The 23,060-nt window shown below is 67.1% G+C and carries 16 protein-coding genes and 1 tRNA gene; 11 read left to right on the forward strand and 6 right to left on the reverse strand.

Translation table 11 applies throughout. The features are described from left to right. Positions 1-29: 29 nt before the first annotated feature. A tRNA-Lys gene (locus K0O64_RS20700) sits at positions 30-102 on the forward strand. A gap of 50 nt (positions 103-152) precedes the next feature. On the opposite strand, the gene K0O64_RS20705 is transcribed toward K0O64_RS20700, so the two are convergent. Continuing rightward, entirely contained in the window at positions 153-419 is a 267-nt protein-coding gene (locus tag K0O64_RS20705; protein ID WP_220045723.1) for a hypothetical protein, read from the reverse strand. A gap of 186 nt (positions 420-605) precedes the next feature. On the opposite strand from K0O64_RS20705, the gene K0O64_RS20710 reads away from it, so the two are divergent. The 3 genes from K0O64_RS20710 to K0O64_RS20720 all read left to right on the forward strand — a co-directional run bounded on the left by K0O64_RS20710 (position 606) and on the right by K0O64_RS20720 (position 4,866). Continuing rightward, positions 606-2,180: a PQQ-dependent sugar dehydrogenase gene (locus K0O64_RS20710; protein ID WP_225933502.1), complete on the forward strand. Its 1,575-nt coding sequence runs from the start codon at positions 606-608 to the stop codon at positions 2,178-2,180. Between the two features lie 11 nt (positions 2,181-2,191). Then, positions 2,192-3,565 (forward strand): FAD-binding oxidoreductase, encoded by a 1,374-nt coding sequence (locus K0O64_RS20715; RefSeq protein ID WP_220045724.1) that lies wholly within the window; start codon positions 2,192-2,194, stop codon positions 3,563-3,565. Positions 3,566-3,666: 101 nt separating this feature from the next. Then, positions 3,667-4,866 (forward strand): cytochrome P450, encoded by a 1,200-nt coding sequence (locus K0O64_RS20720; RefSeq protein WP_220045725.1) that lies wholly within the window; start codon positions 3,667-3,669, stop codon positions 4,864-4,866. A gap of 428 nt (positions 4,867-5,294) precedes the next feature. Here the strand turns inward: K0O64_RS20720 and K0O64_RS20725 are convergent, their stop codons facing one another. Then, positions 5,295-7,022, reverse strand: a complete 1,728-nt coding sequence (locus K0O64_RS20725; protein WP_225933769.1) for an MFS transporter — start codon at positions 7,020-7,022, stop codon at positions 5,295-5,297. A 137-nt stretch (positions 7,023-7,159) separates the two neighbouring features. Between K0O64_RS20725 and K0O64_RS20730 the strand changes: the two genes are divergently transcribed. Genes K0O64_RS20730 through K0O64_RS20740 form a run of 3 tightly spaced genes read left to right on the forward strand, consistent with a single transcriptional unit; the run spans position 7,160 to position 9,959 of the window. Beyond that, complete coding sequence (locus K0O64_RS20730) at positions 7,160-8,269, forward strand: M42 family metallopeptidase (RefSeq protein WP_225933503.1); 1,110 nt, start codon at positions 7,160-7,162, stop codon at positions 8,267-8,269. Next, positions 8,266-9,723 carry an MFS transporter gene (locus K0O64_RS20735; RefSeq protein WP_220045726.1) on the forward strand — a complete coding sequence of 486 codons (1,458 nt, stop codon included), beginning with the start codon at positions 8,266-8,268 and terminating at the stop codon, positions 9,721-9,723. Before K0O64_RS20730 ends, K0O64_RS20735 begins: the two co-directional genes overlap by 4 nt. Beyond that, positions 9,720-9,959, forward strand: coding sequence for a hypothetical protein (locus K0O64_RS20740; RefSeq protein WP_220045727.1), 240 nt, complete (start codon positions 9,720-9,722; stop codon positions 9,957-9,959). The genes K0O64_RS20735 and K0O64_RS20740 overlap by 4 nt, the downstream gene beginning before the upstream one ends. On the opposite strand, the gene K0O64_RS20745 is transcribed toward K0O64_RS20740, so the two are convergent. After that, positions 9,956-10,183: a DUF3618 domain-containing protein gene (locus K0O64_RS20745; RefSeq protein WP_071942785.1), complete on the reverse strand. Its 228-nt coding sequence runs from the start codon at positions 10,181-10,183 to the stop codon at positions 9,956-9,958. The genes K0O64_RS20740 and K0O64_RS20745 overlap by 4 nt on opposite strands. Positions 10,184-10,270: 87 nt before the next feature. Here K0O64_RS20745 and bcp point away from each other — a divergent pair, with 87 nt between their 5' ends. Beyond that, complete coding sequence (gene bcp / locus K0O64_RS20750; protein ID WP_220045728.1) at positions 10,271-10,744, forward strand: thioredoxin-dependent thiol peroxidase; 474 nt, start codon at positions 10,271-10,273, stop codon at positions 10,742-10,744. Between the two features lie 39 nt (positions 10,745-10,783). Next, the gene (locus K0O64_RS20755; RefSeq protein ID WP_220045729.1) at positions 10,784-11,287 is read left to right on the forward strand and encodes a hypothetical protein; all 504 of its coding nucleotides are present in this window, start codon (positions 10,784-10,786) and stop codon (positions 11,285-11,287) included. On the opposite strand, the gene K0O64_RS20760 is transcribed toward K0O64_RS20755, so the two are convergent. Further along, the gene (locus K0O64_RS20760; protein WP_220045730.1) at positions 11,284-12,615 is read right to left on the reverse strand and encodes a dipeptidase; all 1,332 of its coding nucleotides are present in this window, start codon (positions 12,613-12,615) and stop codon (positions 11,284-11,286) included. The two genes, K0O64_RS20755 and K0O64_RS20760, sit on opposite strands and share 4 nt — an antisense overlap. Before the next feature lie 71 nt (positions 12,616-12,686). On the opposite strand from K0O64_RS20760, the gene K0O64_RS20765 reads away from it, so the two are divergent. Both K0O64_RS20765 and K0O64_RS20770 read left to right on the forward strand, forming a co-directional pair. Continuing rightward, positions 12,687-12,965, forward strand: a complete 279-nt coding sequence (locus K0O64_RS20765; protein WP_220045731.1) for an ArsR/SmtB family transcription factor — start codon at positions 12,687-12,689, stop codon at positions 12,963-12,965. Between the two features lie 2 nt (positions 12,966-12,967). After that, entirely contained in the window at positions 12,968-13,357 is a 390-nt protein-coding gene (locus tag K0O64_RS20770; RefSeq protein WP_220045732.1) for a VOC family protein, read from the forward strand. 3 nt (positions 13,358-13,360) lie between these two features. Here the strand turns inward: K0O64_RS20770 and acpS are convergent, their stop codons facing one another. Both acpS and K0O64_RS20780 read right to left on the reverse strand, forming a co-directional pair. After that, positions 13,361-13,753, reverse strand: a complete 393-nt coding sequence (acpS, locus tag K0O64_RS20775) for a holo-ACP synthase AcpS (protein ID WP_071942777.1) — start codon at positions 13,751-13,753, stop codon at positions 13,361-13,363. Positions 13,754-13,762: 9 nt separating this feature from the next. Continuing rightward, a complete protein-coding gene (locus K0O64_RS20780) occupies positions 13,763-23,002 on the reverse strand; it encodes a type I polyketide synthase (RefSeq protein ID WP_220045733.1) in 9,240 nt (3,079 codons plus the stop codon). Positions 23,003-23,060 lie beyond the last annotated feature (58 nt).

Genomic DNA, 23,060 nt, shown 5'->3' on the forward strand with positions numbered 1-23,060 from the left:
TGTTTGTTATTGTCGCTCACGCGGTTCACGCGCCGTTAGCTCAGTTGGTAGAGCAGCTGACTCTTAATCAGCGGGTCCGGGGTTCGAAACCCTGACGGCGCACTTCAGAACGAAAACCCTGCCTCGGCGGGGTTTTCGTCGTTTCGCCCCGCTCACTTCGGATGAAGAACGGGCGTCTTGGATGCAACGCGAACGTCGACACTGAAGTACTGAATGCTCGGCGCTTCGGCGACGATGATCTCCCTGAGCCGCGCGAACACCTTGTCCAGCGCCTCCAGCGCGTCGGTCTCCCCCGGCACTATCGACACACTGATGTCGAACCAGTGGCCACCGTATCGGGTGATTCCATGCGCGAAGCCCGGAAGCTCGCTGTGCTCCTCGGGGTCCCAGGAAACGACTTCAACTGCCTTATCGGTCATGCCTCTATCTTCATGAGGGCCTCCGGCCGGGTTAAGGGACTTTCGCCCTCCAACTCGTGCAACTGGTCGTCAACACCACCCGCCGGCCGTTTGCAGCGACTTCACAGAATGGCCTCCGCGTACCGCGCGTGGGTGACAGAATTGGCCTCGCCGTCAGTTGACTGACCACCGTCCCGGGGGGCACCCATGGTGCACGCCAAATACGTTGTGCGCATTGGCATCATCGCCGCCGCGCTGATCTTCGGTTGGGCGCTGCTGTCCTCGCCCGGTGTCGCGGTCGCCGACAGCACCTCTGACTCCGGCTCGACGGCGTCGCACGCACCCCGGACCGGTCGGGCTGCGCCGCGACCTCGACCGCAATCCGCCGCCACCGCCCGCAAGATGCCCGCCGCTTCGGCGCAGACGGCCGCGTCCACGACCCCCCGCATACAGCCCGCCAACGCCAGGCCGGTCGCGACAGCCAGATCGGCCAACTCGATCATTTCGGACGTCACCGCGTGTGCCTGCAACCTCCTCAAGACGGTGGCGACCTACGGCGCGCTCTTCGTGTCCGACCTTCGGCCGCCGAACATTCCGCCGCCGCCACCGGATCCGTTCGGCGCATGGGCAGTGCTGGGCTGGGTGCGCAAACAAGCCGAGGACGCCGTCGAGCAGATCGCCGCGCAGCCCGTGGTCAAGCAGGTGGTGCGGGCGGTGGAACGCCTCGCCGAACGGACCTACGACGCGATCATGGCGTGCGGGACGACGCCCAACGGTGCGCCTGTATTCGAGCGCACACCAATCGCATCGGGTCTGTCCACTCCCACCGACTTCGTCGTCCTACCCGACGGTCGCATCCTGATCACCGAAAAAGCCGGCGCGATCCGGGTGTACCAGAACGGCGCGCTGAGCCCCGACCCACTCCTGGTCCTGCCGACGCGCACCGAGGGCGAACGCGGACTGCTCGGTATCGCGGCCGACCCGCACTTCGCCGACAACGGCTATGTCTACGTCGCGTACACCACCACCGACGCGCATTACCAGCTGTCCCGGTACACCGTGACCGCTGAGGGCATCGACCCCAACTCGGTACTGCCGCTGTTCCGTTCGGTCGACGAGGAGGCCAACAACCATCAGGGCGGCGAGTTGACGTTCGGGCCCGACGGCAAGCTGTACTGGGGCATCGGTGACAACACCGTCGGCGCCAACGCCCAAGACCTGTCCAATATCCACGGCAAGATCTTGCGGTTGAACCCGACGGATGGCTCTGCACCGCAGGACAATCCGTTCGTCAACACCGCGGGGGCCGTGCCGCAGATCTGGGCCTACGGCCTGCGAAACCCGTTCCGTATCGCGTTCACCCCCGACGGCGGGCTGCTGGCCGGCGACGTCGGCAACAACGCCGTGGAAGAGCTGGACCTCATCACCAAAGGCGGCAACTACGGCTGGCCGAACGCCGAAGGCACCTGCGCCAGTTGCACTTCCATCAATCCGATCTACACCTACGACCACTCCACCGGGAACGCGGCCATCACCTCGGTGCTGCTGTATACGGGTGACGCCTTCGGTCCGAGCTTCCAGAACACGGTGTTCATCGCCGACTACATTCGCGGTTGGATCAAGGTGCTGTCGTTCAATTCGACCTACTCGACACTGCTGGGCGTGAGGAGCTTCGACAACACGGCGGGCAGCACCGTCAAGCTGGCTCAAGGACCTGACGGCACCATCTACCAGCTGACGATCTTCCCGGGCGAGCTATCCATTCTGAGTCCTGCTGGCTAGCGTCTAGATTCATGCCTGATCTGGCGACGCTCTTCGCCGACATCGTCGGACCGACCCATCTGCTGACCGGTGACGCCATCAGCGACGACTACGGCCACGACGAGGCGTTGACGATCCCGCCTCAACGCCCCGCCTATCTCGCGAAGCCGGCCTCCGCCGAGGAAGTCGCCGCGCTGCTGAAGACCGCGACCGAACACCGTGTCCCGGTCACCGCCCGCGGATCGGGGTGCGGCCTGTCCGGTGCGGCACAACCGGTGGCCGACGGCGTGCTGATCTCGTTCGAGCGGATGAACGCGATCCTGGAGATCGACACCGACAATCACGTCGCGGTGGTCCAGCCCGGCGTCACGCTGACCGAACTCGATGCCGAGACCGCCCGGGTGGGATTGAGCTACACGGTCTACCCCGGCGAGCTGTCCTCCAGCGTCGGCGGCAACGTCGGGACCAACGCAGGCGGCATGCGGGCCGTGAAGTACGGCGTCACCCGCCACAACGTGCTCGGCCTGCAGGCCGTCCTGCCCACCGGCGAGATCATCCGCACCGGCGGCAAGATGTCGAAGATCTCCACCGGATACGACCTCACCCAGCTGATCATCGGCTCCGAGGGCACGCTCGCCTTGGCGACCGAGGTCACCGTCAAACTGGTACCCCGGTTGGCGCACAGCGCGACCGTGCTGGCTCCGTTCGACGACTTCGACCAGGTCATGGCCGCCGTGCCGAAGCTCATCTCGAGCGGACTGAACCCCACGATCGTCGAGTACATCGACAACATCGTGATGGCCGCGATCGTCAACGCCGAGAAACTGGAACTGGGCATCCCCGAGCAGATCCGCGACACGTGTGCGGCCTACCTGGTCGTCGCTCTGGAGAACAACCACACCGATCGTCTCGACGAGGACGCCGCGACGCTGGGCGGGCTGCTCAGCGACTGGGGCGCGCTGGATGCCTATGTGCTACAGGGCAATTCGGCTCGCCGATTGATCGTGGCCCGGGAGAACGTGTTCTGGACGGCCAAGGCGATCGGCGCCGACGACATCATCGACGTCGTGGTTCCCCGAGCGTCGATGCCGGAGTTCCTGCGCCGGGCCCGCGACATCGCCCTGGCCGAGGGCATCGGCATGAGCGGGTGCGGGCATGCCGGCGACGGCAATGTGCACGGCGTGCTGTTCTGCAAGGACCGGAAGCTCCGCAAGAAGCTGCTCACCGACATCTTCGCTTTTGCTATGTCACTGGGCGGTGCGATCTCCGGTGAACATGGCGTCGGGCGGGCCAAAGCCGACTATTTCTGCGAGCTGGAGGATCCGGCCAAGCTGGCGTTGATGCAGCGGATCAAGCACAGCTTCGACCCGGCCGGCATCCTCAACCCGGGCGTCGTTTTCGTCTAACCGCATCCCTTGACCGGTGTTCGCCGGGGCTGCTAAACATGGCACCACCCGAGAGTTTGAGCGATCGCTCAGCACCCGACGAGCCACGACTGGGGATGGACATGGCGATTGCGAATGACACCGTCTACTACGACCCCTACGACGTCGACATCGTCGCCAACCCGTATCCGGTGTACGCCCGCCTGCGCGACGAAGCGCCGATCTACCACAACGAGCGCTATGACTTCTGGACGCTGTCGCGGCACTCCGACGTCGAGGCCGCGCTGTCGAACTGGGAGACGTTCTCCAACAGCCGCAGCGACATCCTCGAGCTGATCAAGTCGGACTTCGACATGCCCGGCGGCGTGATGATGTTCCAGGATCCGCCCGCCCACACCCAACTGCGGGGCCTCATGTCGCGGGTGTTCACTCCTCGGCGGATGGCCGAGATCGAAGACCAGATCCGGCGGTACTGCGTCGGCTGCCTTGATCCGCTGGTCGGCTCCGGCGGCTTCGACATCATCGCCGAGCTGGCCTCGATGATGCCGATGCGGGTGATCGGCATGCTGCTGGGAATCCCAGAGTCCGAACAGGTTTCGGTACGCGATGCCAACGACGCCAACCTGCGCACCAAACCCGGCACCCCGATGAAAGTCGCCGATCCCGACCGCATCGCCGACGGCCGGATCTACGCCGACTACGTCGAGTGGCGCTCGCACAACCCGTCCGATGATCTGATGACCGCGCTGCTCAACGTCGAATTCACCGACGACGACGGCGTCACCCGCAAGCTGACCCGTAAAGAGGTGCTGCACTACACCCAAGTGGTGGCGGGCGCCGGTAACGAGACCACGGGCCGGCTGATCGGCTGGCTGGCCAAGGTGCTCGCCGAGCACCCCGACCAACGCCGCGACGTACTCAACGACCGCTCGTTGCTGAACCGCACGATCGACGAGACCCTGCGCTTCGAACCGACCGGGCCCCACGTCGGGCGCTACGTCATCGCCGACTTCGAGTGCTACGGCACGACGGTGCCCGCCGGCAGCGCGATGCTCCTGCTGTTCGGGGCCGCCAACCGCGATCCGCGGCGCTACGACAACCCTGATGTGTTCAACATCCACCGCGAGACGATCAGCCACCTCACGTTCGGCAAGGGCGTGCACTACTGCCTCGGCGCGAACCTGGCGCGCCTCGAAGGGCGGGTGGCACTCGACGAGTTGCTCAACCGCTTCCCCGAATGGGACATCGATTACGCAGGCGCCAAGCTCGCGCCGACCTCGACCGTGCGGGGCTGGGAGCGGCTGCCAATCGTGCTGCCCTGATCCGATTTGCGAAGTTGCCGGGCGCTTCGCGGACAGCGGGTGGCATCGGCTGTGAGATGCATCGCTGTGAATCTGCTGGGCAAAATCTCAAGGCAGCTGATTGACCAGCGCGAATACCCGTAAATAGATAACCGGCAGCGCCGTCACGGACGAAAAGTACCGCTTTGTGCTGCACTTATTCGGAACACGGTGTTATAGTCGGCGTTAGCTGCACTGACCAGCAGTCGCCAACGGACACACCGTCCAGTGACGAAGTGAGGACTTAGCCGCATGAAGCCGGAAAACCTCGTTCCCCACCACCAGGGCGAGGTAGCTCCGCAGGCACCCGCACCGGTGACGCCGTTGCACGTGCACAGCTGCGGCCGGCTCGGTCTGACGGCTAATCCCCCCGGTTTCCGCCGCTCGTTCGGCGATTGGCTGCGCCGCCGCTAGTCGCGGTCGACAACCCGGCCCGGATTCACCCACGACGCGGCCGCCCCGATCACCATCATCACCGCCGCGGCGATGAACACCACCGTCAAACCCGCGTGGAACGGTCCCGAAATCAGATGCGGGAAGAACTCCTTGCCGGTCAGCACCGAGGCGTTGACCCCCGGCTGATGCACCGTGTCACCCATGAGCTCGCCGATCGGGTTGTACCCGAGGAACGCCGCGAACAGGCTGCCCACGGGCGGCAGCTCCGCGATGCGGTGCGCCTCGGCCATCGAGACGCCCTGCTGCTGAAGCCCGGTGCTCAAGGTGCCCGGCAGCGTCTTGGCCAGACCGGCGATCATCAGCGAGAAGAAGATGCCGATCGACAGCGACATCCCGGCGTTGGTGAATGTCGCCCGAATCCCGGAGGCGGCACCCCGCTCCGAGGCCGGCACGCTGGACATGATTGCCGCGGTGTTCGGCGAGGTGAAGATGCCGCCACCCAAGCCGTTGAGGAAGACCAGCAGACCGAAGACCCAGAAGCTGAAGTTCACCGGAATGACCATCAGCGCAAGGAAAGTCGCGGCCATCAACAACATCCCGCCGATGGCGAACGGTCGTGAACCGAATTTGTCGGACAGCGTCCCCGATAGCGGACCGGCCACCAGGAAGCCGAGCGTCATCGGCAGCAGATAGATGCCCGACCACAAGGGCGTCGACTCAAAGCTGTAGCCGTGCAACGGCAACCAGATGCCCTGCAGCCAGATGATGAGCATGAACTGCAGTCCCCCGCGCCCGACCGCGGCCATCAGGCCGGCGAGGTTGCCGAGGGCAAACGGCTTGGATGTGAACAAGCGGATGTCGAGCATCGGTGCGCGCACCCGGAGTTCGACGAGGCAGAGCACGGCCAACAGCAGCACACCCGTGCCGATCGCGCCGAGCACCCAGGGATTGGTCCAGCCGGTGGGGTGCCCGCCGTAGGGCTGGATGCCGTAGGTGATGCCGGCGAGCAGCACGGTGAATCCCACCGCGAACAGCGCCGTGCCGGACCAATCCAGTCGCGCCGGGGTGCGCACCCCGACCTCCACCAAAGACCGGAAACTCCACAGAGTTCCGGCCAGTCCAAGCGGTACACCGACCCAGAAGACCGCCCGCCAATCCCACTGCGACAACAGCCCGCCGATCAGCAGGCCCAGGAACTGCCCGGCGATTGCGGCGACCTGGTTGACACCGAGCGCCATGCCCCGCTGGCGGCTGGGAAAGGCGTCGGTGAGGATCGCCGCCGAGCACGCCATCAGCATCGCCCCGCCGACACCCTGGACCACCCGCCAGCCGATCAGCCAGACCGCGCCGCCGGTGAGGTGAAACGGGTCGAACGACAAGGCAATCGCCGCGATCGTGAACACCACGAAGCCGAGGGTGTAGATCCGGACGCGGCCGAAGATGTCACCCAGGCGACCCAGCGGCACCACCAGCACGGCGGTCGCGACGAGATATCCCATCAGCATCCACAGCAGGTAGCCGACATTGCCCGGCGCCAGCGGGTTGAGCCCGATGCCGCGGAAGATTGCCGGCAGTGAGATCAACACGATCGAGGAATTGATCGAGGCCAACAGCGCGCCGAGCGTGGTGTTGGACAGCGCCACCCATTTGTACCGGGGATGCTCTTGGTCCATCCGCTGGCGGCGGCGTGCAGTCTCGGCAACCGCCTCGTGCTTCGTATCGGCGACCGGCGCATCGGTCATCAGGTCTGTGCTTGTCACTGTCGACTTCCCTTCGGCTCCGATCCAGGGATAGCCAAAACATTCGTTAACTATGTAAATGACTTCCTGTGTATTCGCCCACGGGCATGAACCGGTTAACTCCGGGGTAAATCAGGGCCGTGACCAACAGCGGAATCACCTCGGAAGCCCGGCTGAACCGACCGTTGTTGCAAGAACTGCTATCGGCGTACGGCCCGGTCGGCCAGGAAGACGCCGTACGCGACATCGGCCGCCGCGAACTCGAGCCGCTGGTGGATGAGGTGTGGATCGACGAGGCCGGCAACCTCGTCGGCCTGGTGCGTGGCACCGGCGAGGACGACGACCTCGGCCCGATCCGAGTGATGGCCCACCTCGACGAGCTGTCCATGCTCGTGAAGCGGGTGGAGTCCGACGGATCGCTGCATGTGACCCAGCTGGGCACGATGTATCCGGGGAACTTCGGGCTCGGGCCCGTCGCGGTGCTGGGCAACCACCAGATGATCCCCGGTGTGCTGACGTTGGGCTCCGAGCACACCACCCAGGAGAGCCAGCGGATCTGGGAGACCAAACCCGACCAGGGCGACAAATCCCTGGACTGGAGTCACGTCTACGTGTTCACCGGCCGCACCACCGAGGAACTCACCGCCGCCGGTGTGCGTCCGGGCACCCGGGTGTGCGTCGACGGCGGCAAGCGCCTCCTGTTCGAGGTCGGCAAGTTCCTGGGCTGCTACTTCATGGATGACCGCGCCTGCCTGACCGCAATGCTGGAGACTGCCCGACTCCTCTGTGAGGGCGAGCGACGGCCCGCGCGTGACATCTACTTCGTGGCCACGGTCAGCGAAGAGATCGGTGGCATCGGCGGCACCTACGCCAGCCGCACACTGCCCGGCGAGATCACCCTGGCCCTCGAAGTCGGCCCCACCGAGCAGGAGTACTCGACATCGGTCACCGGTGGCCCGATCGTCGGCTACAGCGACCAGCAGAGCGTCTACGACAAGTCGGTCGCCGACCGGCTGATGGACATCGCCACCGAGCTCGGCCTCTCCCCGCAGGCCGCCGTGTTGGGAGCCTTCGAATCCGATGCCTCGCACTCACTTTCGGCCGGCCAGACCGCACGGGCAGGGCTGCTGTGCCTACCAACGTTGAGCACGCACGGCTATGAGGTCGTCGCCGTCGACGCGATCCCGGCGATGTCCGAGGTGCTGCTCACCTTCCTGCTCGACACACGAATTCCGGGGAGCCGACGATGACCGCAGGCGCACAGACCAAGACGATCACCACCAATGTCCCCGCGCGGCTGGATCGACTGCCCTGGTCGAGGTTTCACTGGCGAGTCGTCATCGGCCTGGGATCGGCGTGGGTGCTCGACGGCCTCGAAGTCACCATGGTCGGCAATGTCTCCGCGCGCCTGACCGAACCCGGCAGCGGGTTGGCCATCACCGCCGGGCAGATCGGCATCGCGGCCGCGATCTACGTCGTCGGCGCCTGTGTGGGCGCGCTGGTGTTCGGTCAGCTCACCGACCGATTCGGCCGCAAGAAACTCTTCCTGCTCACACTCGGGCTGTACCTGGCGGCCACGGTCGCCACCGCGTTCTCGTTTGCACCTTGGTATTTCTTCCTCACCCGCTTCCTCACCGGGGCCGGCATCGGCGGTGAATACGCAGCGGTCAATTCGGCTGTGGACGAACTGATTCCGGCGCGCAACCGCGGCCGGGTCGACCTGGCGATCAACGGGTCCTACTGGCTGGGTGCAGCGTTGGGCGCCGCGGGCTCACTGGTCCTGCTCAACGGGGACTGGCTACCGCTGAACCTCGGCTGGCGACTAGCCTTCGGCATCGGCGCCACGTTCGGTCTGGTGGTGCTGCTGGTCCGGCGCAACGTTCCGGAAAGCCCGCGATGGCTGTTCATCCACGGCCGCGAGGAGGAGGCCGAGCGCATCGTCGACGAGATCGAACGCGATGTCGTCGAGCGCACCGGCGCGGATCTCCATGAGCCGGACCGCGAACTGACCATCCATCAACGCCACACCATCGGCTTCCGCGAGATCGCCCATGTGGCGTTCACCCGCTACCCGAAGCGCGCGGTCCTCGGCCTCGCCTTGTTCGTCGGCCAGGCGTTCCTGTACAACGCCGTCACGTTCAACCTCGGCACCCTGCTCAACAGCTTCTACGGTGTCTCATCCGGAATCGTGCCGGCGTTCTTCATCGTCTGGGCTGCAGGCAATTTCACCGGGCCACTGATCCTGGGGCGGTTGTTCGACACCGTCGGGCGCAAACCGATGATCGCGCTGTCCTATCTCGGATCGGCGGCGATCACCGTCGTTCTCACGGCAGTGTTCGTCGCGCAGACCGGCGGCTTATGGGGCTTCATGGCCGTACTCGTGGTCACCTTCTTCCTGGCCTCGTCGGGGGCGAGCGCGGCATATCTGACGGTCAGCGAGATTTTTCCGATGGAGACCCGCGCGTTGGCCATCGCGTTCTTCTATGCCGTCGGGACCGCGATCGGTGGGATCACCGGTCCGTTGCTGTTCGGCCAGCTGATCGGGTCGGGTGAGCGGGGGCTGGTGGCCGTGGCGTTCCTGATCGGCGCGGTGGTCATGGCGATCGGCGGGCTGGTCGAACTCGTCTGGGGTGTGAACGCGGAGGGTCGTCAACTCGAGGACATCGCCGCACCACTGACGTCCGCCGATGAGGCGAAGCCGTGAGCGCCGCCTGCCGGGTCCTGGGCCACAGGATCGCCTTTGTCGCCGACGGTCCGGTGCTGCGCTGGTCATGCGAAAGAGACTGCGGCACAGCGGGTCACAAGACCTACACGAGTGCCGCCGATGCCGATCGCTACGCGACGGCGTTCAATCGGCGCGACAGTGACGCGATCGGCAAGCGCGCGCCGTTGATCGGGCTGTTGCCACTGCGGCTGTGGCGGATGTTACGACGGAACTAACCGTTACGGATGCGGCGCACCACCACGATGATGGTCACCACGCTGACGCCGGCCAGCGCCGCGGCCACCGGAGGCTTCTTGACGAAGCGCAGCACCGCGGCCTTGACGTCGTCGGCGATGCGCTGCGGGTTGGCGCGCTCGGCCAGCGAGTCCACCGTGACCGCCAGCCGGTCACGCGCCTGGTCGATCTCGGCCTTGATGACCTCGGGGTCCCGGTCCGCCACTTCAGTCCTCCAAACTGCCGCCCTGCCGAACTACCCTAGATCAACCCGGGCTAACCCCGATGCACCGGTAGATGAAGGGATCACTAGGTGACCGAGACAGCACGCCTCCAAGTTGGCGACAAAGCACCGGCGTTCAGCCTGCTCGACGCCGAGGGAAAGACCGTGAAGCTGTCCGACTTCAAAGGCCGCAAGGTGATCGTGTACTTCTACCCGGCCGCGATGACCCCCGGCTGCACCAAACAGGCCTGCGACTTCCGGGACAGCCTGGCCGAGCTCAACGGCGCAGGCATCGACGTCGTCGGGATCTCCCCCGACAAGCCCGAGAAGCTGGCCAAGTTCACCGAGCGCGACGAGCTGACGTTCCCGCTGCTGTCGGATCCCGACAAGAAGGTCCTCACCGAGTGGGGCGCCTACGGGGAGAAGAAGATGTACGGCAAGACCGTGCAGGGCGTCATCCGGTCGACGTTCGTGGTCGACGCCAACGGCAAGATCGAGGTGGCCCAGTACAACGTCAAGGCCACCGGTCACGTCGCCAAGCTGCGCCGCGATATCTCGGTCTAATCCTTCGATAATGTGGCGCTCTCTTGGTTCGATACCGGCATGACCGAAGGTAGCGACGCGACGTCAGGGCCCACCAAGAGCGTGTGGAGCGACGGCGATTTAGACCAGATGTTCTGGCACGACGCGACCGTTCACGCGATTGCGTTTCATGCCGAGGGGCCACCGGGGAGCTACGTGTCGCGGCTCCTGATCGACCTCGACTACATCGTTGCTTGGCCACCGGCAGAGTCAAAGGTGTGCTCACCGTTCTACGTCGCCCCTGCCACGCTGGTCTTCGACGACGTGTATGACATCGATGGTCAGATCAGCAGCCCGAGTGCTGGCCTGACGATCGATCGAGTACTCCGATCGCCGGCCGATGATCGATTGCCCCACCTGGCGGCTTGGCACATCGAAGGCCACGAGTTCGATCTGAAGTTTCGCGCGTCGGGTTACCGCCTCTACCTCCGACAGCCACCGACCCTCATCGATCGGCAGGAGTTGTCCACTGCCGAGCGGGGGGGCTGCGCTTTCACGGAAGTCGGTTATGACCCCTCGGTCTAACGTTCGCCCAGCTTTTCCAACAGCAGCGCCTCGGTGGTGGCGGCCCGCTCCAACACCCCGAGGTGCAGACTCTCGTTGATGCTGTGCGCCTGGGTACCGGGGTCCTCCACGCCGGTGACCAGGATCGTGGCGTCGGGGAACGCGGTGGCGAACTCGGCGATGAACGGGATCGAGCCGCCCATGCCCATGTCGACGACGTCGGTGCCCCAGGCCTCCCGGAAGGCGGCCCGCGCTGCGTCGTACACCGGGCCGCTGGCGTCGATCGCGTACGGCTGGCCGACATCGCCTGGGATGACGCTGACGTGCGCACCCCACGGGGCATGCTGCTCGAGGTGGCGGCGCAGCGCATGCAGATGAGCGGCCGCGTCCCCGCCGGGTGGCACCCGCATGCTGACCTTCGCACGGGCGCGCGGGATCAGGGTGTTCGACGCCTTCGCGACCGGTGTGGTGTCGATGCCGATCACGGTGATCGCCGGCTTGGCCCACATGCGCTGTGCCACACTGCCCGAGCCGATCTCCCGCACCCCGTCGAGCAGTCCGGATTCGGTGCGCACCCACTGCGGTCCGCGGTCGACGTCGGCAGCAGTCGATTCGTGCAGGCCCTGCACGGCAACGTTGCCGTCGTCGTCGTGCAGGCTGGCCAGCAGACGCACCAGAACAGTGAGCGCATCGGGCACGACGCCGCCCCAGAGCCCCGAGTGCAGGCCGTGGTCCAGGGTGGCAACCTCCACCACGCAGTCGGCCAGACCGCGCAATGACACTGTCAGGGCCGGGATTTCGGCGGTCCAGTTGTCCGAGTCGGCGATCACGATGACGTCGGCGGCCAGCTTGTGTTTGTGGGCGGCCAGCAACGCGCCGAGCGACGGTGAACCGGACTCCTCCTCCCCCTCGACGAACACCGTCACCCCGACCGGCGGATTGCCGTTGTGCGCACGGAACGCCGCCAGGTGGGTGGCGATGCCGGCCTTGTCGTCGGCGGTGCCGCGGCCGTACAGGCGGCCGTCCCGCTCGGTCGGTTCGAAGGGGTCCGAATCCCATTGCGACGGTTCACCTTCGGGCTGGACATCGTGATGGGCGTACAGCAGTACGGTCGGCGCACCGGGCGGCGCGGGATGGTGCGCGATCACCGCGGGCGCACCACCCTCGGCGACGATCTCGACCTGTTCGAACCCGGCGCCGCTCAGCAGATCGGCGACCGCTTGTGCGCTGCGGTGCACCTCGTCGCGCCGGGCCGGGTCGGCCCACACCGACTGGATGCGGACCAGATCCTCGAGATCGGCCCGCACCGAGGGCAGCACCGCCTGCACGCGTTCGACGAGATCGCTCATAAGAGACGACGTTAGCCGCAGTGGTCTGCGGACGTTGACAGGCAAGCAACAGCTTGCCTATTGTCCGAGAGGTGGGCGACGTCTTCAAGGCCTTGGCGGACCCCACGCGCCGGACGATCCTCGACGAGCTGACCGACCGAAACGGCCAGACGCTCTTCGAGATCTGCGCCCGGCTGGCGACCAAGCACGGGTTGGGCTCGTCACGGCAGGCGATTTCGCAGCACCTCGAGGTTCTCGAGGCCGCGGGTCTGGTCGAGACGAAGCGTTCAGGTCGCTTCAAGTACCACTACATCAACACCGCACCGATCGAGCCGATCGTCGAGCGGTGGCTGAAGAAAGCCGAGGAATGACGGTGCGAATCAATCTGACCAGTGTGCTCGTCGACGACCAGGACAAGGCGCTGAAGTTCTACACCGAGGTCCTCGGGTTCACGACCAAGCACGACATCCCGATGGGCGAGCACCGCTGGATCACCGTGGTATCGCCGGACGACCCGGATGGCACCGAACTCGTCCTGGAACCCGACAGCCATCCCGCGGTGAGACCGTTCAAAGAGGCATTGGCCTCCGACGGAATCCCGTTCACCTCGTTCGCCGTCGACGACGTCGCGGCGGAATTCGCCCGGCTGCAGGCGCTCGGGGTGCGATTCACCCAGGAGCCCGTCGACATGGGGCCGGTCACCACTGCGGTCCTCGACGACACCTGTGGCAACCTGATCCAGATCGCCCACCAGGCCGGCTGAGCGCTAGGCCGTCTCCAGGATGGCCACCGCCGCAGCGGTGTCCCCCTCGTGGGTCAGCGACACGTGGATGGTGACCTCGGCCAGATGCTTGGCGATGTCACCGGTGAGCCGAACCTTCGGCCGGCCCCACATATCGGTGATCACCTCGATATCGCGGTGAATGCCTTCCGGCAGCACCGGACGCTGCGCGAACCGCGACCCCGACCACGCCTTGATGACGGCCTCCTTGGCGGCCCACCGAGCCGCCAGGTGCCGCGCCGCCACCGAACTCTTGTCGGCGGCGTCGCGGCGCTCACCTGGCGTGAACGTCTCGGCGAACACCGTTCCCGGCTGGTCGACCTGCTCGGCGAAATCGGGAATGGAGACCACATCGATCCCCACTCCGACTATTGCCACGCCGCGACTTTATCGCACGTAGGCATCGTCATCGCCGAGGCGTGATGCCGGATCGAGCAGCATCGCCGCCTCCTGGCGCTTCTCCGGCTCGTCGTGGTTGAACCGGCGATCGGCGGGCTTCTCGTACATCGGCCGTCCGCCGGCGATGGCCGAAGCCAGTCGACGCTGACCGGCCAGCACCCGCTCGTGCGCCCGCTTGGTGTAGTCCGCCCGCTCCTGCTCGCTCAGCGACGCCAGGAACGCCTGCGGGTGCACCAGCGCGATCAGACCCGACACGTGACCGAAGCCGAGGCTGGTGACCAGACCCGCCTTCAGCGGGAACTTGTCGCCCAGGCGCAGGGTCTCCCGGGGCCACACGAAGTGCCCGGAGGTGGCCAGCTCGTCGTCGACGCAGTCCAGGCTGCGGTTCGGCGGGATGACGCCGTCGCGCAGGATCTGGCAGAGCCCCATCATCTGGAAGACCGCCGCGCCGCCCTTGGCGTGCCCGGTCAGGCTCTTCTGGCTGACGATGAACAGCGGATTCCCCGGGGCACGGCCCATCGAGTCGGCGAGCCGCTCGTGCAGCTCGGTCTCGTTGGGATCGTTGGCCAGCGTCGAGGTGTCGTGCTTGGAGATCACCGCGATGTCGTCGGCGCCGACGCCCAGTTTGGCCAGCGAACGGGCCAGCTGTGAATCCTTGCCGCCGCGACCGGCACCCAGCGCGCCGAGCCCGGGAGCCGGGATCGAGGTGTGCACACCGTCGCCGAAGCTCTGGGCGTAACCCACCACCGCCAGCACCGGCAGACCCATCTTCAGCGCCAGATCACCGCGCGCCAGCAGGATGGTGCCACCGCCCTGAGCTTCCAGGAAGCCCAGCCGGCGACGATCGTTGGCGCGGGAGAACTTCGCGTCGCTGATGCCCTTGGCCCGCATCATCTGGGTGTCGGCCGTGGCCGCCATGTCACCGAAGCCGATCACGGCCTCCAGCGTCATGTCGTCGAAGCCACCGGTGACCACCAGTTCGGCCTTGCCGAGGCGGATCTTGTCCATGCCCTCCTCGACCGACACCGCCGCGGTGGCGCACGCGCCGACCGGGTGGATCATCGAGCCGTAGCTGCCCACGTAGGACTGGATGACATGCGCGGCAACGACGTTCGGCAGGACCTCCTGCAGGATGTCGTTCGGCTTGGCCTTACCCATCAGGTTGCCGTGGTACATCGTCTGCATCGACGTCATACCGCCCATGCCGGTGCCCTGCGTGGAGGCCACCAGGCTCGGGTGCACCCAGCGCATCAGCTCGTTCGGAGTGAAGCCCGAGGACAGGAACGCGTCGACGGTGGCGACGATGTTCCACAGCGCCACCCGGTCGATCGAGCTGGCCATGTCGGGGCTGATGCCCCAGACCGTCGGATCGAAGCCGGTCGGGATCTGCGCCCCCACGGTCCGCGACAGCTTGGTCTTGCGCGGTACGCGAATCTCGGTGCCCGCCTTGCGGATCACCTCCCAGTCACCGGAGTCCGGCACGGGCCGGGCGACGGTGTGCTCGGGATCGAATTCCACGAACGCGCGGGCATCGGCCTCCGAGGACACCACAAAACTGAAGTCCTTGTCCAAGAAGACACTGACCATCAGCGGCGAGGCGTGATCGGGATCGATCGCGCCGTCGTCGACGAACTCCCGAATACCACAGCGCCGCACCACTTCTTCGTGGTAGCGCTCCACCAGCTCGGCCTCGTCGACGAGCTCACCGGTCGCCGTGTCGTACCAGCCCGGCTTGGGATCGTCCTCCCACTTGATAAGCCCAGTGGTCCAGGCCAATTCGAGCACACCGGCTGCCGACAGCTCCTGGTCGACCTCCATCTCGAAGCGGGTGCGCGACGAGCCGTACGGGCCCAGTTCCGCGCCACCGACGATCACGACCAGGTCGGCCGGGTCGACGTCGAGGTCGGCCCACGCCGGCGGTGTGTTCGCGACGTAGCCGCGTGGCGGCGACGGCAGAGCGGCAATGGTGCCCTGTGTCGGCTCGTCGTCGGATCCGGCTGCCTCGGCGGTCATTTCCTCGCGGGCCTTGGCGGCCAGCTCGGCCATGTCAAGCTGGACGTCGCCGAGGCCACCGGTCAGGTCGACCTTCAGCGGCGCGTTGGCCGCGGCGACCTTGGCCTCCACCGAGCACAGGTCGAGCAGCATCGAGGCCATCTCTTCGGTGCTATAGGTGGTGACGCCGGCCTCTTCGACGGCGCCGACGATGGCGTCGTTGTGACCCATCAGCCCGGTGCCCTTGGTCCAGCCGATCAGCGCGTGCGCGAAGCTGACCCGTTGCGCCCATGAAGTTTCGGCGTTCCAGCGATTGACCACCGCATCCAGTGCGGACTTGGACTCGCCGTAGGCGCCGTCACCGCCGAACATGCCGCGGTTGGGGGAACCGGGCAGCACCACGTGCAGACGCGAGGCGATATCACGCTCGGCGCCGATCGATGACAGCCCGCCGATCAGCCGCTGCACGGCCCACAGCAGGACCTTCATCTCCATCTCGGACCGCGAACCGGCCTCCGACAGGTCGCCCGCCACCCGCGGCGCGGCGAACGGGAACAGCAGCGTCGGGGTCAACGCATCCTTGAGGTGGATCGATTGCGGCCCAAGGCTTTCGGTCTGCTCGCTGCCGACCCACGACGCCAGCGCATCGATGTCGGAGTACGAGGCCATGTTGGCCGGGACCACCCACAGCGACGCACCGTAGCGGGCATGGTCGCGGTAGAGCGTCTTGTAGAACGCCAGCCGGTCGTCATCGAGCTTGGACGTGGTCGCGATCACGGTTGCACCGCCGTCGAGCAGGCCGGCGACCACCGATGCGGCGATCGAGCCCTTGGACGCGCCGGTGACCACCGCGACCTCGTCGCTGTAGTGACCCTTGTTGGGGTTCTCCGCACCCGCGGCGATCCGGCCGAACAGCGACGCGTGGATATTGCGACCGCTCGCCAAGGCCCTGCCCTGCCACCAGTTGGCTTGGGTGGCAACGACGTTGCCCGCACCCTCGAATCGCTCCGAGAGCCTCACCCAGTCGGCGTCGATATCGCCCTCGTCAGCCAGCCACAGCTTGACCAGATCCTCACGCGCACTGGCCCAGCGGTCGTCGAGCAGCACCGCCTTCTTGCTGTCGAACGCCGGAGCCACCAGCCGCGGCCAATCCGAGCCCAGCTCGGCGGTGACCAGGTCGATGAGCTCGGCGTCGGTGGCCGCAGGAGCGGCCGTCACCGGGTTGTCCAGACCGAGCTGCCCCAGCAGCAGGCGGGCGGCCGAGGCCAGCACACCGTCGCGACCGGTCACCTTCGCGGCGAACTCGTTCAACGCGGCCGAATCGACCACCCCGCCACCGGCACCGCCGGCCGACGGCAGCGACACCGCGATGCCCTTGCGGGCGGCCACCGAGGTGACCGCGGCGTCGATCGCCTTGTCCACGGACGCGGCGTCGGCCAGCGCACCGTCGTGCAGGCCGCCCAGTGCACCGCCACGCACGCTCGTGCCCTCGCGGGTACCGAGCGCCAGTTCAGCGGTGACGTGCTTGGCCCAGCCGTCGCCCAATTCCCATGTCTTCTTGACTCGTTCGGCGATCGCAGCCGGTCGCTTGCCGGACGGGCCGAGCACCGTGCGCAGCTGATCGTTGATCGCGTCGGAGAGCACCGGGCCGAACGGCTTGTAGGTGCGTGCCAGCTTGGAGACCTGACCCTTCAGCGAGGCCAGGTCCGCCTCGGCGGCACCGTCGATGGCGCCGAGGTTCAGCTCCGACCCGAGGTCGACCAGCAGCTGGTTACGCCGCGAGGAGGCACCATCGGTGATCGACTCGATCGAGTCCAGTGGCTCGATCTGGTCGATGCGCATCTTGGCGCTCAACGCGATCAGCGCCAAAGTGGCGTCACCGGCGTCGAATCCGATGTCGTCCGGGCGCGGACCGCCCGACGGTGCGGCCACGGGGGCGGCTGCCGGGGCGGCCTCGACCGCGACGGCTTCGGCCGGCGCCTCGGCCTCGGCGGCCGGTTCGTCGAGTTCGTCGGTAGCCGGGTCCTCGTCACTGGCGAACAGCACGGCGGCGTCGCGCTCGGAGTTGAGCACTTCGACTGTGCTGTGGGCGTATTCGGGCAGCTTCAGCGTGTTGCTGGCCAAGCCCGCCACCGTCGGCGCGGACTTCACACCGATCTCGACGAAGCGCTCGACACCCAAACCGCCGGCCGCCTCCTCGATGAACAGCAGATCCTGGGTCTCAATCCAGCGCACCGGGCTGGCGAACTGCCAGGCCAGCAGCTCGATCACGATCTTGCGGCACAACTCGTGCGACTTCTCGTTGCGCCAGGTGTCGTAGTCGGCCAGCACCTCGTCGAGCGGCTCGGCGGGCACCAGATCGCGGATCTCCTGCACGAAATCGCGATCCAGCGTGAACGGCCGCGGCACCAGGTTCGGGATGTAACGCCCGATGAGCAACGCCGGGTCGGCATCCTCGGGCATCACACGTTCGAGCGCCCGACGGAAGTCGTCGACGCCGACCCGCAGCACGTCCGAGTGGAACGGCACGTCGATGCCCGGTACCAGAATGAACGACCGCTTGCCGCCGCTGATCTCGCGGCGCCGCTCGACCTCTTCCTCCAGTGCCTCCAGGCCACGGACCGTACCGGCGATCGCATACTGCGAACCGCGCAGGTTGAAGTTGACGATCTGCAGGAATTCGTTTGTGCGCTCGGCGATCTCAGCCACGAAGTCCTTGACGTCGGCGTCCGGCAGGTCGATCTGCGAAGGCCGGATGGCGGCCAACCGGTAGTTGGACCGGCCCGCCTCGTCACGGGGGACGATGTCGTGCATCTTGCTGCCGCGGTGGAACACCACCTCGAGCAGCGCCTCCAGCGGGTACACGCCGGACACGCACGCCAGCGCGGTGTACTCACCCACCGAGTGGCCGCAGGCGATCGCGCCCTCGACGAACGCACCCTGCTCACGCATCTCGGCCACCTGTGCGGCGGCGACGGTGGCCATGGCGACCTGAGTGAACTGTGTCAGGTACAGCACACCTTCGGGGTGCTGGTAGTGCACACCGGAGGCGATCAGGCTGGTCGGGTTGTCCCGAACCACGTGCAGCACCGAGAAGCCCAACGTGTCGCGGGTGAACTTGTCGGCGGTGTCCCACACCTTGCGGGCTGCCTTGGACCGGGCCCGCACTTCCATGCCCATGCCCTTGTGCTGAATGCCCTGACCGGGGAAGGCGTACACCGTCTTCGGTGCGGCCAGCCGGGCGGTCGCGCTCATCACCAGGTCGGTGCCGACCTTGGCGGTGACCTCCAAAACCTCGGCACCCAAATCGATTCCGACGCGGTCGACCCGGAAGTCGATCTCATCGCCGGGCATGACCATGCCCAGGAAGCGGGCGGTCCAGCCGATCAGCTTGGCGGGCGGGGCGGGCTTGCCGTCGGTGGCGGTCACCACGTGCTGAGCGGCGGCCGAGAGCCACATGCCGTGCACGATCGGCGATTCCAGCCCGGCCAGCAGCGCGGCGGCCTGGTCGGTGTGGATCGGGTTGTGGTCACCGGAGACCACGGCGAACGGACGCATGTCGACCGGCGCACCGATGGTGACGTCGCGACGACGACGGCGCGGGGTGTCGGTGGCGTTCTCCGACACCGCTCCCCCGGCGCGAACCGGGTCGGTGAGCTCCTTGGCGCCGGTGCGCCCGCGGATGGCGAAGCGCTCCTCGAGGACCGCCAGGATCATGCCGTTGGCGTCGGTGACGTTGACCGTCACCGGCACGACCCGGCCGACCTCGGTGTCGGTGGCAACGGAAGCCGTTGCGGTGACGGTCAATTGGGTCGGTTCCTTGGGCAGCGGCTTGAGCAGCCGGGCCGCGTGGTCCAGATGCACCAGGCTCAGCAGACCCTCGACGACCGGGAAACCGGTCTCGGTGGCCGCACCGCCGATGGCCGCGAACACCGCGGGCCAGCAGCGGCCGACCAGTGCGTCGGGAACCGTTGACAGCGTCGGCGCCAGCGGCGAACCGAACGTCGCAGTGACACCGGTGTGGTCGGCGACCCGCTCGGGATCCCAACCCACGGTGACCGTGGTCGAACCGTTGACGACCGGCGGCAGCGCGTCGGGGCCGTCGACGCCGGCGGCGATCGCCAGCACGGCACGCATCGCCGTCGCGGCGTCCTCGGTACGGACCACCGGCATGCCGCCGTCGATCACGGTGGCCGGCAGGCTGAACGTGATGTCGATCCAGGTGCCCGACAGCGGGACACTCAGCACCACCCGATCGGGTGCAACCACCTCGAGGCGGGCACCGGTGGAATGGTTTGTCGCGGAACGGTTGTCGTGCACCAGCCACTCCGACGGCGCCGCGATGCGGTGCACCGGGTTGGTGGCGGTACGACCGGCCCACAGTACGTCGGGCGAATCGAGCACGATGGCCAGCGGCCCGGTCGCGTCGGTGCGCACCCGCAGCCGCGCGGCGACCTGTTCGGGCTGAGCGCCTGAGGCCAGCACCTCGTCGACGGCGGCCTGCTCGAAGCGGTCCAGCAGGTCACCGACCGGCTCGTCGACCTGGGTGATCCCGGCGACGGCCTGCGTGCCGGGAATGATGCACACCTCGTCGGCGGTGTAGCGGGCATCGTGGGCCTGCCACAGCGAATCGCTGCGCCACCAACGGCGCACATCCTTGTCGATGACCGGCACGAAGTTGACGGGCTTGCCCAGCGTCTTGCACAGCTGGATGAAGAACGGCACGTCGGCCGGGTGCAGCAGCACCGACTCGGCGTCGGGGTACCGGGACAGCAGGGCCGCAATCGCCTGATCCGGGTTCTCCAGCAGCCACTCGCCGTCGGGCGAGGACGCGTCGAACAGCGTCTCGATCGGGCCGGTGTCCTTGGCGTTGAGTCGGGCCTCGGCGCGCTGCAGCATCTCGGCGAAGCGGTCGCGCCAGGTGATGTCGAGCCACGGCGAGTCGTCGGTCTTGGTGTCAGCGGTCGAGTCGCCGTCGCCGATGGACAGTTCGACGAAGCGCTGCAACCACTGCAGGTAGGTCATGTCCGCGACATCGCCGAAGTACGGCTTGGCGGTGACCGCCATCGCGGCGATGATCTCCTCGCGGCGTGCGGCGACGGCGTCGGCGTCACCGGCGACCTCGTCGAGCAGACGGCCGCAGCGGGAGGCGGCGTTGTCGATCTCGTGGATGTCGGCGCCGAGCTGGCTGCGCCCGGACGCCATGCCGTTGACGGCTTTTCCGGCGCCGACCCAGTGGTCGGTGCCGACGGTGTCGACCAGCAGCTGCTTGACCGCCGGCGAGGTGGTCGCCTCCAGGCAGGCCATCGCTGCGGTGCCGACGAGGATGCCGTCGACCGGCATCAGCGGGTAGCCGTATACCGCCGACCACCGGCCGGACAGGTACTCGGCGGCGCGCTCCGGCGTACCGATGCCACCACCGACGCAGACCGTGATGTTGGCGCGGCCACGCAGCTCCGAGTAGGTGGTGAGAAGAAGGTCGTCGAGGTCCTCCCACGAGTGGTGGCCACCGGCGCGGCCGCCCTCGATGTGGACGATGACCGGCTTGGTGGGTACCTCGGCGGCGATCCGGATGACCGAGCGGATCTGCTCGACGGTGCCCGGCTTGAACACCACGTGGGCGATGCCGACGGTGTTCAGCTCATCGATCAGGTCGACGGCTTCTTCCAGGTCGGGGATGCCGGCGCTGACCACGACGCCGTCGATCGGCGCCCCGGACTGACGCGCCTTCTGCACCAGACGCTTGCCGCCCAGTTGCAGCTTCCACAGGTAGGGGTCGAGGAACAGCGAGTTGAACTGGATGGCGCGGCCCGGCTCGAGCAGCGTCTCCAACTCGGCGATGCGCTTGTCGAAAATCGCTTCGGTGACCTGTCCGCCACCGGCCAGCTCGGCCCAGTGGCCGGCGTTGGCCGCGGCCGCGACGATCTTGGCGTCGACGGTCGTCGGCGTCATGCCCGCCAGCAGGATCGGCGAGCGGCCGGTGAGCCGGGTGAACTTGGTCGACAGCTTCACCGAGCCGTCGGGCAGGGTGACCACCGACGGCGCGTAGCTCGACCACGGCTTGGCCACCTCGGGAACGGCGCCGACGGTGAACAGGTTGCGCTGGCCCCCGCGGGTGGCGGCCGGGACGATGCCGATGCCGAGACCGCGGATGACCGGCGCGGTGAGGCGGGTCAGGATGTCTCCGGGACCGAGGTCAAGGATCCAGCGGGCACCCGCGTCACCGAGCGCGGTGACCTCTTCGACCCAGTCGACCTGCTGAACCAGGATCGCGTCGGTCAGGGCGCGGGCCAGCTCGACGTCGAGTCCGACCGCGGCGGCCCAGCGGCCGACGATGTCGATGCCGTCGGCCAGCCGCGGGGTGTGGAAGCCGACCTCGACCTGAACCGGATCGAACACGGGTGAGAAGACGGCGCCGCCGCGATTCTTGTTCTTGCGGTCGGCCGCCTCGGCGTCGGCGATCTGCTCGCAATACAGCTCGAATCGGGACAGCTGCTCGGGCGTGCCGGTGATGACGACCGAGCGACGGCCGTTGCGGATGGAGAGCACCGGCGGCAGGACGGTGCGGACGTCCTGAGCAAACTCCTCGAGCAGTTCGTAGATGCGCTCCGGTTCGGCGTTGGTCACCGAGACCATCGGCGGACGGTCACCGAGGACCGAAATGCCGCGACGACGGGCGACGAGCGTGCCCGCGGCGCCGATCAACTGGGCCAAGGCCAACAGCTGGACGTCGCTGGCACCGCCGGCGCGCAGCGCCTCGACGGCCAGCACGCCCTGCGAGTGACCGGCGACGGCCACCGGCGGGGCGGCGGCCAGGTCCATGCCCTGACGCGCCAGAGCGCGAATGGCGGCAATCTGGGTCAGCAGCACGCCGGGGACGGACACCGCGGCCGAGGTCAGCTGCTTGGCCGACGGCACCGCTTCCTCCGCGGCCAGCGCGCGCACCCAGCGCAGCGGCTCGAAACCGATCGGGCGGACCACCACCAGTTCGTCGGCGACGGGCTCGAGCAGCAGCTCAGCCTCGCCGGCCAGCGTCGCGAGCTCTGATTCGATGCCGGCCGAGGTGACCAGTTCCTCCAAGGTCTCCAGCCAGGCGCTGCCCTGCCCGCCGAAGGCCACGGCATACGGCTCACCCGCGTTCAGACGGTCGACCAGCGCGTGCGTGCTGGTCTCCTTGGCGCTCTTGCGCCATGCTCCGTCGCCCGTGGACAGCCGGTCGTGCTCGTGGATCGTCACCTTGTGTATCTCCCTGTCGTGCTCGTCGTCGCGGTCGTCGCGTCTTCGTTTCGTATGT

It is taken from the genome of Mycolicibacterium pallens (assembly GCF_019456675.1).
In the GTDB taxonomy this organism is placed as follows: Bacteria; Actinomycetota; Actinomycetes; order Mycobacteriales; family Mycobacteriaceae; genus Mycobacterium; species Mycobacterium crocinum.